General features: G+C 70.6%; 13 protein-coding genes. 7 read left to right on the forward strand and 6 right to left on the reverse strand.

Features of this window, described 5'->3' with window-relative positions; all coding sequences use genetic code 11:
• Positions 1–65 precede the first annotated feature (65 nt).
• On the reverse strand, positions 66–431 hold the full coding sequence (locus tag AB0M01_RS16900) for a VOC family protein (protein ID WP_363670223.1): 366 nt from the start codon (positions 429–431) through the stop codon (positions 66–68).
• Between the two features lie 200 nt (positions 432–631).
• Positions 632–862, reverse strand: a complete 231-nt coding sequence (locus AB0M01_RS16905) for a hypothetical protein (protein WP_184800512.1) — start codon at positions 860–862, stop codon at positions 632–634.
• A gap of 251 nt (positions 863–1,113) precedes the next feature.
• Between AB0M01_RS16905 and AB0M01_RS16910 the strand changes: the two genes are divergently transcribed.
• From AB0M01_RS16910 to AB0M01_RS16920, 3 genes are all read left to right on the forward strand, one after another.
• A complete protein-coding gene (locus AB0M01_RS16910; protein ID WP_363670226.1) occupies positions 1,114–1,737 on the forward strand; it encodes an NUDIX domain-containing protein in 624 nt (207 codons plus the stop codon).
• A complete protein-coding gene (locus AB0M01_RS16915) occupies positions 1,734–2,279 on the forward strand; it encodes a MarR family transcriptional regulator (protein ID WP_363670228.1) in 546 nt (181 codons plus the stop codon). Before AB0M01_RS16910 ends, AB0M01_RS16915 begins: the two co-directional genes overlap by 4 nt.
• A 67-nt stretch (positions 2,280–2,346) precedes the next feature.
• The gene (locus AB0M01_RS16920) at positions 2,347–2,712 is read left to right on the forward strand and encodes a VOC family protein (protein WP_363670230.1); all 366 of its coding nucleotides are present in this window, start codon (positions 2,347–2,349) and stop codon (positions 2,710–2,712) included.
• Here the strand turns inward: AB0M01_RS16920 and AB0M01_RS16925 are convergent, their stop codons facing one another.
• Positions 2,713–3,534 carry a DUF3152 domain-containing protein gene (locus AB0M01_RS16925; RefSeq protein ID WP_363670232.1) on the reverse strand — a complete coding sequence of 274 codons (822 nt, stop codon included), beginning with the start codon at positions 3,532–3,534 and terminating at the stop codon, positions 2,713–2,715.
• Between the two features lie 155 nt (positions 3,535–3,689).
• Between AB0M01_RS16925 and AB0M01_RS16930 the strand changes: the two genes are divergently transcribed.
• The 4 genes from AB0M01_RS16930 (at position 3,690) to AB0M01_RS16945 (ending at position 9,091) form a co-directional block, all read left to right on the forward strand.
• Positions 3,690–5,480: a protein-arginine deiminase family protein gene (locus tag AB0M01_RS16930; protein ID WP_363670234.1), complete on the forward strand. Its 1,791-nt coding sequence runs from the start codon at positions 3,690–3,692 to the stop codon at positions 5,478–5,480.
• The gene (locus AB0M01_RS16935; protein WP_363670236.1) at positions 5,477–6,328 is read left to right on the forward strand and encodes an alpha/beta hydrolase; all 852 of its coding nucleotides are present in this window, start codon (positions 5,477–5,479) and stop codon (positions 6,326–6,328) included. Before AB0M01_RS16930 ends, AB0M01_RS16935 begins: the two co-directional genes overlap by 4 nt.
• 130 nt (positions 6,329–6,458) lie before the next feature.
• Positions 6,459–7,952, forward strand: coding sequence for an LCP family protein (locus AB0M01_RS16940; RefSeq protein WP_363670238.1), 1,494 nt, complete (start codon positions 6,459–6,461; stop codon positions 7,950–7,952).
• 146 nt (positions 7,953–8,098) lie between these two features.
• Positions 8,099–9,091, forward strand: coding sequence for a LacI family DNA-binding transcriptional regulator (locus AB0M01_RS16945; protein ID WP_363670578.1), 993 nt, complete (start codon positions 8,099–8,101; stop codon positions 9,089–9,091).
• Here AB0M01_RS16945 and AB0M01_RS16950 read toward each other — a convergent pair.
• From AB0M01_RS16950 to AB0M01_RS16960, 3 genes are all read right to left on the reverse strand, one after another.
• Complete coding sequence (locus tag AB0M01_RS16950) at positions 9,079–10,185, reverse strand: winged helix DNA-binding domain-containing protein (RefSeq protein WP_363670240.1); 1,107 nt, start codon at positions 10,183–10,185, stop codon at positions 9,079–9,081. The genes AB0M01_RS16945 and AB0M01_RS16950 overlap by 13 nt on opposite strands.
• A 26-nt stretch (positions 10,186–10,211) precedes the next feature.
• On the reverse strand, positions 10,212–10,976 hold the full coding sequence (locus AB0M01_RS16955) for an SDR family NAD(P)-dependent oxidoreductase (protein WP_363670242.1): 765 nt from the start codon (positions 10,974–10,976) through the stop codon (positions 10,212–10,214).
• Positions 10,977–11,068: 92 nt separating this feature from the next.
• Positions 11,069–11,683, reverse strand: coding sequence for a TetR/AcrR family transcriptional regulator (locus tag AB0M01_RS16960; protein ID WP_363670244.1), 615 nt, complete (start codon positions 11,681–11,683; stop codon positions 11,069–11,071).
• Between the last annotated feature and the right edge of the window lie 42 nt (positions 11,684–11,725).

Below are 11,725 nucleotides of genomic sequence, written 5' to 3' on the forward strand. Positions count from 1 at the left end.
ATCGGACCCTATCCGCGCGCCGGGGCGCTGTCAGGGCCGAACCCGGACAACGCCCCGGCGGTGGGCTACTTGTTCGCGTAGTACTCCGGCTTCATCTGGATCAGCTGCACGTAGTTGCCGTCGGGGTCGGTGAGGGTGGCGAAGGTGCCGACGCCGCGGTCCTCGGGCTCGACCAGCCAGTCGACGTCGAGGGTGCGCAGGTGGGCGGCGCTGGCCTCGATGTCGTCGACGGCGAAGTTGACGATGAACCGGCCGGGCTCGGGCGCGGTCGCGGCGACGTCGTCGCGGTGCTCGATGACCAGGCCGAAACCGCCGAGGTCGAGGTTGCCATAGCCGTCGACGGCCGCGTGGAAGGCGTCGCGGTACCAGGTCTTCAGCCGGTCGGGGTCGGTGCTGCCGAGCAGCATGCTGTTCAGAACGGGCCGGGCCATCGGAGTCTCCTCGGGTCGTGGGTCGGTCACGCCGGGGACGTCGGAGTCCGCGCGCAGGCCTCGACACGGTGGGGAGACACGAACCGCCCGCACCCGGCCTTGTGGGCCGCGGTACGGGCGGTACGTCGTACTGGTGGTTCGCACTGGGTCGATCGGTGCGTGCTGCGGCAACAGGGAGTGCGCAGTACGCCGGGTCGGCTTCAGCGGGGGGCTACGTCCCACATGCGCTCGCCGGGCAGGGGGTCGGGGAGCCGGTCGACGGCCGGCATCGGGTCGTTGGTGACCCGAAGTCCGGCGAAGCGGCGGCTCATGGCGTGAGCGTACCGCTCGGCCAACGCCGGTTCGGCGTTGTAGTCGGCGATCACGTGCTCACCGAACCAGACTCGCACGCGTCGGCGCTCGGCAGTCTGGGTGGCGGTGGCGGTTGTCACAGGTCCTCCTGAGGCAGATCTGAGGGGTGGTCGGCCTGGAACGCGGAGCGAGCGCGATGACGGTTGAGCCGTGTGATCCCCGTCATGTCAGATGCAACGCACGACCGGGAGCGGAGGTCACGCTTGGGTTCCGATTTCTCTGTCGGAAAGGTGGATTTTCTGATCAGTTCGCTCGAACAGGTGTTCCTTTGTTTGGTGGATTCGCGAGCTTTCGCGCGGGAATTGTCGGTGGGTGCTGCGAAGGTCCCGGAATGCGAAGTTCGGTGAAAGAAGTCCACCAGTTGGTCTCCACCCTGGAGCCGGCCGACGAACGCGGGGTCGCGGACCGGGAGTGGACGCTGCGCTGGCTGGCGAGCACCGACGACATCTGGCGGCGAGTGAAGCCGGCGACTCCTTCGCCACACCTGGTCTCGTACGCCGTCGTGGTCGACCCGGCGGACGGGAGCGTGCTGCTGGTCGACCACGTGAACGCGCGACGGTGGTTGCCGACCGGTGGCCACGTCGAGATCGACGAGCACCCGGCGGACGCGGCGGCGCGGGAAGTGCGGGAGGAGCTCGGGATCGATGCCGTGTTCAACGATCCGGAGCGGCGGCCTTCGTTTCTGACCGTCACCGACGTCGGCGATCACACCGACGTGAGTCTGTGGTTCGTGCTGGAGGGGTGGCGTGGGATGCCGGTGCTGGACCGGTCCGGGGAGTTCGCGCAGGTGCGGTGGTGGACGCGGGCGGAGATCGCGCGGGGCGGAGTCTTCGATCCGGAGTTCGGCCGGTTCCTGCGAACGGGTGCTCGGTTCTTGGGCGAGGTGGAATTCACAGGGATTCCTCAGGAACGACACGCCGAAGTGTCAGACGGGATCCGTAGGCTGGAACGGTGACCATCGAAGAGACGGGGACCAGGGCGCTGGCGGTGCCGGAGCGCGATGTGCCGTTGAGCGGGATCGCGACGGTGCAGACCGAGCACCTGATCGGGGACGTGGGAGACGCGCTGCGGCTGCTGGATGCCGTGGAGCGGGTTCGGGGGCATGCGCACCCGTTGATCCTGGGGCTGCAGGACGCGGTCGGGATGAAGATGCCGGCGGCGCTGGTGCTGAGCGCGATCTCCAACGGGCGGGACTCCGCGGCGGCGGTGGCCGAGCAGGTCGGGACGACGACCGGTGAGGCCGAGCTGGCGATCGCGGAGCTGGCTGGGTTGGGGCTGGTGAAGACCGCTCCACAGCTGGTGGTGACGGGGATGGGTCAGGCGCGGTTGTCGCAGCTCGATGCGCTGACCGTGCGGGTGCTGGACGTGATCACCGGGATTCTCGGGCCGGCGGACGCGGCTCAGCTGGTGCGGCTGCTGCACACGGTGGCCGACGGGTTGGAGACCGCCGCGGTGACCGCGGCCGTGAGCCAGGTGGCGCCGCAGCTGCACAACTGATCATGTCGAGACCGGACACCTGCTGCCGACGTACCTGGTGACAGCAACCACCAGGTAGGAGGCAACGATGTTCGGACAGACGAAGGCGTACAGCGGATTCTCGGTGGACGACATCCCGGCGGCGAAGGCGTTCTACACGCGCACGCTCGGGCTCGACGTCGGCGAGGAGTACGGGATGCTGCAGCTGCGGATCGCGGGCGGCAACCCGGTGCTCGTCTACCCCAAGGACGATCACGTCCCGGCGGCGTACACGACGCTCAACTTCCCGGTCGACGACATCGCCGCGGCCGCCCGGGAGCTGGCGGAGCGCGGCGTGACGTTCGAGCGGTACGGCGACCGGCACGACGAGCTCGGGGTGGTGCGCGGCGACGGACCGCCGATCGCGTGGTTCAAGGACCCGGCCGGCAACGTGCTCTCGATCGTCGAGGAGTGATCAGGTGCCCGGGATCGGGTCGTTGTACTTGCCGAGGCGGCCCTCGTAGCGGGTGCCGTTCTGGTACGGCCAGGCGTACGGGGTGCAGCCGTGCAGGCCGAGGGTCTGCTGCTGCATCACCGGCGCCGGCTGTCCCGGACCGGGGCAGAGCTCGTGGGCCTCGCCGAGGCGGTGGCCGGTCTCGTGGTTCAGCATGTACTTGCGGTACTCCGTGAGCGAGGCGCCGTAGTTCGGGACGCCGTTCACCCAGCGCGCGATGTTCAGCACGACGCGCTGGCCGATCCGGCAGCTCGTGTAGTGGTCGTAGCCGCCACCGCAGAGGATGTCGCGGGTCGCGGGCGTCACGAACATCAGCTTGAAGCCGGGGTCCTGGCCCGGGCCGACCTGACGGAAGCGCCACTTGCCGCCGGCGGTCCAGCCCTGCGGGGCGCCGTACGTCTCGCGGACGAAGCGGGCCAGCTCAGTGCGGTCGATGCCCTTGATGCCGTTCTCGATGTCGATCTCGAAGGTGAGCAGCCGGCCCTCGGAGCCGATCGGCGTCGGGTCGCCGGGCAGGACGGAGTACGAGACGCTGCCCTGCTCCGGGTAGGTGATCGACGGGTCGGCGGAGTCGGCGGGCTTCGCGGGGGTCTGCGGGCCGCCCTTGCCGGGAGTGCTGTCGCGCGGGCTGTCGACCGGCGGTTCGCCCAGCGGCTCCGAGGCGGCGACCGGCGTGCGGTCGGGTGCGTCGTTGCGGGCGAACGGGCTGGCCGGGAGCTGGAACAACCCGACCACGACGAGTGCGGCCACCGCACCCAGACCGGCGATCCGTGCCTTGCGCATCTGCTGGACTCCTCACCGCGCCCGGGCTGGGCGCGTCCTCACCGGGTTCTTGCCTGTTCGGGCAGAAACCCTTCTCGCCGGCCTGATTTCACACGAGTGTGTTAGTTTCGGGCAAGGAAACAGCACAGGCGTGTCAAATAGCTGGGGAGTCGGGGATGAAGCGGTGGACGGCAGGAATGGTGACGGTCGCGGTACTGACCGCGGCGACACCGGCGATGGTGGCCTGGGGCGCCGGTACGACGGGCGCCGAGCTGCGGGCCGATGTGGATCGGGACGGGCTGGTGACACCGGCCGACGAGGCCGGCGAGTCGTCATGGTCGGCTGATCGCGGGGCGATCTTCCTCGCGAACGTCGACGACGACGAGCGGCGGTGCACGGTGGATCCAGGTGAGCTGGAGGACGCGGGGTCGGCGGTCGACAAGAAGCTTGCCGCGTGCAACGACGCCGCGGACGAGCGGATCAACGGCCCGAAGGATCTGAAAGACCTTGCACCGTTGGAGATTCCGGCGACGCGGGGACTCAGCCGGACGGCGACCGGTCGGCTGGACGTCGTACCGGCGGACAAGGCGCGGATCTTCGCGGACGGTCGAGTGGCGAGCGAGTTGACGGCCGACCAGTTGCGGCGTGGCGTGCGACTCGGGCTGGAAGGGCGCGACGTACTGCGCGACCGCACCAAGTGGGACGGGACGATCACCGTCACGTTGACCGTCACCGACCGCGGGCGAACCGCGACCGACGTGGTGAAGCTGCGGGTCGCGCCGCTGATGCTGCAGAACGATCTGCAGCGAGCGCAGACCGTCTTCGCCGGCAAGCCGAACAAGGGCGTCGGCTGGCCGGGTGATGCGCCGTACCCGCCGGGTGTGCCGGGTGAATTCGATGCGTTCGCGAAGACGCTCGGGAGGGCGACGCGGTCGAGCGGCGCCAAGCTGCAGTGGTTGCAAGGCACGCCCGGCGGCTGGAAGGACATGTGGCTGCAGGACACCTTCGAGCCGGCGACCGCGAGCCTGCCGGCGGTCGGGGGTGCGCACACGATGCGGGTGCTGATCCGCTCCGGCAACGTCTGGGACTTCGGCGTCCCCACCCCGCGCCCCGCTGGGCGGCTGCTCTACCGCGACCTCCGCGGACCGGACGTCGGGGTCGTCCAGGAGCTCAGCCCGACCGCCTCCTCGAACGCGAACGACCTGCTGAACATGGGCGGAAACATCGAGAGCCTCCCGCCGTACGCCGGCCACCCGCACGGCCGCGTCCTGTACGGCGCCGGCGAGCGGAAGCCCGACCCCGGGTTCCTCGAGCTCGTCACCGGCCAGGGTTTCCAGGACCCGCTGCGGATCGACACCTCCTGGCTCGCGATCGGGCACGCCGACGAGACGACGCACGTCGTCCGTGCCGACAACGCCCGCGGCTGGACGCTCGCGGTCGCCGACCCGCGGCTGGCGGAGAAGCTGCTGCGCGACGCGCGCGACGACGGCGCCGGCGGGCAGCGGTTGTTCGCGGACACCAACTCGACCCGCAAGCCGACCGTCGACGAGATCCTTGCTGATGGCAAGCATCTCGCGGACAACCGAGCCGCGGCCGCGCACGTCGACGAGCAGCTGGCGATCCTGCTCCGCGAGACCGGGCTGCGGCGCGACGAGCTGGTCCGGCTGCCGGTGTTCTTCGAGTCGCACCCGGTGCTGCCCGGGCTCCGCGCGATGACGCCGGGCCTGGTGAACGGGCTGTCACTGACCGCGCGCGACTTCGCCGCACCGGATCCGCAGGGGCCGAAGGTGCATGGCGTCGACGTGTTCAAGGCGACCGCGGAGCGGGCGCTCCGGCGTACCGGCGTACGGGTGCACTGGGTCGACAACTTCTTCTGGTCGCACCTCGGCGGCGGCGAGGTGCACTGCGCGACCAACGCGCTGCGCGACACCCGCGCGACCGACGCGTGGTGGTTGGATCGGGTGTGACCACACTCCGTACGCCGGACGGCCGGACCGTCGCCTACAGCCTGTACGGCGCACCAGGCGGCGTCCCGGTCGTCTCCCAGAACGGCTCCCCGTCGACGCGCTGGAAGCGGCCGGACGTCGTCCGCGCGGTGGAGGAGCTCGGGGTCCGGCTGCTGTCGATCGACCGGCCGGGGTACGGCGAGTCAACGCGGCAGCCGGGGCGGACGGTCGCCGACGCGGTCGCTGACGTGCGGCTGGTCGCGGACGCGCAGGGGTGGGAGCGGTTCGCGGTCACTGGCGGATCGGGCGGCGGTCCGCATGCGCTGGCCTGTGCGGCGCTGCTGCCGGATCGGGTGGTGCGGTGCGCGGTGGCGGGCGGGATCGCTCCCCCGCTGGTCGACGGGCCGGAGCCGGTGGACGAGGACGATCCTCGGCGCAACCGCACGTCCTGGCTCGCCGCCCACGGCGGGGAGGCGGCGCTGCGGCCGGGTGTCGAGGAGACCGTGCAGCAGATCCTCGCGCTGATCGAGGCCGGTGGGCCGGAGATCCCTCCGGATGCCCACTCCCCGGCCGGGCCTCCGGCGAAGGACGATCCGCGGGCGATGGCTCGGGTGCGGGCGACGTTCATCCACAGCCACGACGGGTGGATCGACGACAATTTGGCGTTCGCCAGCGACTGGGGATTCCGGCTGGAGGCGATCGCGGTGCCGGTGAGTCTGTGGTTCGGCTCGGAGGCTGACCGGGACCGGCGGCAGGCGGAGTTCCTGGCGGCGGCGATCTCGGGCGCGGAGGTGGTCGAGTTCATCGGCGGGCACATCCAGAACGCAGCGGAGTACGGACGAATGCTCGCCTGGCTGCGCGGCGAGTGACGGCCTGGCTCAGCACCAACTAGCTGCGGCGGAAGATTTCACCGAACTTTTCGGGGTCGGCCGGATTCGAACGTGAGGGCGCCGATCAGGGGCGGCGCTCGCGTCCTGCCGCCGAGCATCGAGTGGAGCCATGGCCCCGAGCGCAACCCGAGCACGTCGAGCCAAACCCCGGACGAGTCGGCACCATCGGCAGGGTGGGGCGCTGCTGATCGCGGTGCTCGGGGTGCTGATCCCGGGGACCGCGTACCTCGCCGCCGGGCGGAAGCGGCTGGGCGCGGTGGTCACGACGCTCAGCGTGCTGCTGTACGGCGCGGCGGCGTACGTCGTACTGGTCCGGCGCGACGACGTGATCGAGTGGGCGCTCGACCCGGGCGTGCTGCTCGGGATGATCGTCGGGCTGGGGACCGCCGGGCTGTTCCTGGTCGTCGTGCTGGTGACGTCGTACAAGATGTTGCGGCCGTTGCAGAGCGGGATCGGCGCCCGGCTGGCGGGGGCGCTGGTGGTCGGGCTGGTCTGCTTCTCGATCGCGTCGGGGTCGGCGCTCGGGGCGCAGAACCTGGTCGCGCAGCGCAGCCTGGTGACCAAGGTGTTCGCCGGGGAGAAGTCGAAGAGCGCGACCGCGCCGAAGATCGACCGGAAGGACCCGTGGGCGAAGCTGCCGCGGATCAACCTGCTGCTGCTCGGCGCCGACGACGGCGAGGGGCGCGACGGCACGCGGACCGACACGGTGATGGTGGCCAGCATCGACACCCACAGCGGCGAGACGTCGCTGATCTCGCTGACCCGGAACTTCATGCGGATGCCGTTCCCGAAGGACCACCCGCTGCACAAGGTGTTCCCGACCGGATACTGGGACCCCGACGACCCGCACCCGGAGCAGCCGAACTTCTATCTGGACGCGATGTACCGCACCCTTCCCCCGAAGTACGGCGACCTGCTCGGCGAGACCGACAACCCGGGCGCGGACGCGCTGAAGCTGTCGGTCGGGGAGGCGCTCGGGCTGAAGCTGCACTACTACGTGCAGATCAACCTGGCCGGCTTCGAGCAGATGGTGACCGCGCTCGGCGGGATCACGGTGAACATCAACTACCCGGTCCCGGTCGGCGGTGACGACGACAAGCACATCCCGCCGGGCCGCTGGCTGCAGCCGGGTCCGGACCGCAAGCTCGGCGGCTTCGACGCGCTCTGGTTCGCCCGCGGGCGGTACAAGGTGCCGGGCGCGGACCTGGCCCGGCAGGCCCGGCAACGCTGCACGATCAAGGCGATCGTCGAGCGGGCGACACCGCAGAACGTGCTCACGCACTACAAGGAGATCGCGGCGGCCGGCGAGCAGCTGATCCGCACCGACATCCCGCAGACGCTGCTCGGCGATCTGGCCGGACTCGGCGCGAAGGTGAAGACGGCGAAGATCCGCAACATCGACCTGGACAAGAAGAAGAACTTCCCGAACGGCCGGAACCCGAACTACGCGGGGATGCGGGCGATCGTGAAGAAGGCGCTGGCCGGTACGCCGGCCGCGCAGCCCAAGCCCACGACCAAGCCGACCGGGAAGCCCACCACGACCAAGCCGCCGGCGACCAACGGTGATCTGAGCGACTCCTGCGCCTACGACCCGACCGGCTGACGTACTACCCGGGGGACAATGGGCGGGTGGTGAAGCCGGGCTCGCCACCCCTACCGTCGGATGGAACGTCAGGCGTCGTAGTTGGTGCACGGGTGCGAGCGGAAGCTCCTTGCTCTTGGTCGGGGGACAATGGGCGGGTGGTGAAGATGGCGGACGTGGCGCGGCGGGCCAACGTCTCGGTGACGACGGTTTCGCACGTGCTGAACGACACCCGGTTCGTGGCGCCGCAGACGCGTGAGGCGGTGCTGACCGCGGTGCGGGAGACCGGGTACGTGCCGAACACGGTGGCCCGGTCGCTGGTGATGTCGAAGACCGACACGATCGGGCTGGCGCTGTCTTCGATCTCCAACCCGTACTTCGGGGAGCTGGCGCACCACCTGCAGGCCGAGGCCGAGCGGCGCGGGTACTCGATCCTGATCGCGGACACCCACGACGACCCCGAGCGCGAGCTCGCCGTGGTCCGTGACCTGCACGAACGCCGGGCCGACGGGATCATCATCGCGGTCTCGGCCCGGCCGGAGCCGACGCTGGACTACCTGCGGTTGCGCAAGGTCCCGGTGGTGCTGGTGGACCGGATGATCGGGACCGGGCTGGACGAGGTCGGTACCGAGAACGTCGAGGCGACCGCGCGGCTGGTCGAGCACCTGACCGGGCTCGGGCACACCCGGATCGGCATCGTCGCCGGGCTGCCCGGGATCGCGACGACCGAGGAGCGGATCGCCGGCTACCGCCTCGGGCTCGAACGCGCCGGTCTCCCGTACGCCGCGGAGCTGCGCACCGACGGCGCGTCGGACGCCGTACCGGCGCAGGGCGCGACCGCGCGGCTGCTCGCGCTGGCCGACCCGCCGACCGCGCTGATCGTCGCGAACAACCAGATGACGATCGGCGCGATGCGGGCGCTGCGGCAGGCCGGGGTGTCGGTGCCTGGCGACCTGGCGCTGGTCGCGTTCGACGACTTCGACTGGGCCGACCTGTTCGAGCCGCGGCTGACCACGATCGCGCAGCCGCACGCCGTACTGGCGTCGCGGGCGCTGGAGCTGATCACGACGCGGATCGCCGAGCCGGAGCTGCCGGCGCGCACGATCCGGGTCGAGCCGACGCTCGTGCACCGCAACTCGTGCGGCTGTCAGACCAGCTGAACGCGGTGCTTCTGCCCAGGCGCCATGAACCGCAGCAAGGCAATGCCCTCGGCCTCGACAGCTTTCCGTTCGGCGGCAGACAGTACGACGTCGCCGCCGCCGTTGTCGTCGAGCAGTTCGATCGCGAGCGTCGCCGTGTCGCCGTTGAGTTCGACCTTCCACATCCCGCGGACGAAACCGTCGACGAGCAGCGTGGCCGCGATGTAGGCGCCGACGCAGACGCGGGTCTGCTGCTCCTTCGTCATCACCCGCGAGCGGTCGCGGAAGCCGACCATCAGGTTGTCGAACTCCGGCAGCAGGCGGACCGGGACCGGCGTACTGGGATCTGGGCGTGGGGCGTCGGGGAGGTCGAAGAGCTCGGTGCCGGCTTCGTTGGTGAAGGTGACGAGCTGTGGTCTCAACTCGTCGAGCGTGTCGCCGAGGCGGCTGAGGCCTGACCAGGCGTGAATGTCGCGGAGCGAGGCCGGGCCGAAGGCTGCGAGATAGAGCAGGATCAGGCGGCCGGGGTCTGGTTCGCCGAGGGTGATGCCGAGCCAGTCCTCGGCCAGCGCGAACGGGGTGACTCCGCCCTTGCGGCCCCAGAGGCCGTCCGGTGGCGGGTGCACGACCGAGGCCAGGTACTGGAAGGTCCAGCCGAGGGCGGTGCCTTCGTGATCGGGCCAGCGCTCCTTGAGCTTCTTGCCGAGCTGGGGGCGGGTGAGGGTGACGCCCTTGAGCGCTTCCTTGCCCAGTACGACGAGCTCGTCGAGGTCGACGCCTTCGGTCTGTTTGCGCCAGGCACTGTGGTGGGCGCGCACGAGGACGGGCGCGATCACCGGGCGGAGGATCTGGTAGTCGGCGGCGGTGACGAGGTGTTGCGTGTAGCGCATCAAGCAGGCGCGGACGACCTGCTTGTCGTGCAGGAGGTCGGCGAGCTGGTCGGGTTCGAAGTCGGTCAGGCGCGCCCAGAGGCCGAGGTACGGGTCCTTGGCGCTCTGGGCGTTCAGGCCGGCGAGCGCGTGGACGGCGTCGAGGGCCGGGAGCTGCTCACGGGCGAGCAGGAACTGGCGGGCGAGGGTGGCGCGGTTGAGTGCCCGCCGGTCCATGACATCCATGGGGACAGCATCGCCCGGGCGGTGGGTCAGGCGTAGCGGACGCCGAGGCCGCCGTCGACGGTCCAGTTCGCGCCGGTGACGAACGCGGCCGCCGACGAGGCCAGGAAGCAGACCACCTCGGCGACGTTCTCCGGCGTACCGATCCGGCCGAGCGGGTGCACCGAGAGCGCGCTGTCGCGAGCGCCCGGGATGGTGTCGAAGAACTCCTCGAGCAGGTCGGTGGCGATGAAACCCGGGCTGACCGCGTTCACCCGGACGTCGTGCGGCGCGACGTCGAGGGCCAGGCTGCGGGTCATCCCGACCAGGCCGGACTTCGCGGCGGCGTACGGGAACATGCCGGCGGTGGTCAGGTTGGAGTGGATCGAGGCGATGTTGACGATCGCGCCGTGGCGGTGCGCGATCATCGCGGGCAGCACCTGACGGGCCATCAGCCAGGCGCCCTTGAGGTCGACGTCGAAGACGCTGTCCCACTCCTCGACCGTCATCGCGGTCGCGTCGGCGTACGCGTTCTTGCCGGCGTTGTTGACCAGGACGGTGATCGCGCCGAGCCGACCGGTGAGGTCGTCGGTGCAGCTGCGGACCGAGCTCTCGTTGGTGATGTCGCCGACCGCGGCGGCGACCTTGGCGCCGGTGGCGGCGATCTCCTCCGTGGTCGCGGCGAGCGCGTCGGGGAGGATGTCGAGCAGGCCGACGGCCGCGCCTTCCTCGGCGGCCTTGACGGCGATCGCGCGGCCGATGCCGCGGGCCGCTCCGGTCACCAGTACGACCTCGCCGGTCAGACGTCCAGCCACAAGCTCCTCCTTCAACGGTGTAGAAGCAGCCTAAGCGGAGAAGGCCGCTCGCTGCAGCGATCCCGCAGCGTGGAGCGCGGCCGGGGCGACGGTCAGGCCTGGAAGGCGCCGGCTTCGGCCGCGGCGGCTGTCGTGGTGGCCCAGCGGTCCGCTTCGGCCTCGGTCATCGGCTGCCTGCGGAGGAACAGTTGGTGGTAGAGCGGAGAGGTTGCGGCCATCAGGAGTCGGTGAGGGTCGGTGTCGGCGGGGAGCTCGCCGCGGGCGATCGCGCGGGTGACGACCACGGCGCAGCGTTCGTAGCGGTCGTCCAGCAGCCGGGTCTGGGCCGCGGCGGCCGCGGGTGAGCGGAAGGACGCGGCGATCACCGCGGACATCACCGACGGTTCTTCGAGCGCGGCGGTGCGGACCTCGCGATTCAGGGCGATCAGGTCGGTCGTGAGCGCGCCGGTGTCGGCGGGAGCCCAGGTGTCGTCGCGGTTGGCTTCGAGGAGGTCGACGAGCAGCGCGTCGACCGTCTTCCAGCGGCGGTAGAGGGTCGTGCGGTGGACGCCCGATCGCGCCGCGACGGCGTCGATGGTGAGCGCGTCGTACCCGCGCTCGGCCAGCTCCTCGCCGACCGCGCGCAGGACGTCCGCCCGGACGCGGGCGCTGCGGCCGCCGGGGCGAGCCGGACCGGGCAAGGGGGTTGCGTCCACCGGGCTGGTCATGGTTTCATCTTAACGCAACATTCGTCGCTTTAAGGAGCAGCC

This window comes from Kribbella sp. NPDC051770 (assembly GCF_040681455.1).
Classification (GTDB): domain Bacteria; phylum Actinomycetota; class Actinomycetes; order Propionibacteriales; family Kribbellaceae; genus Kribbella.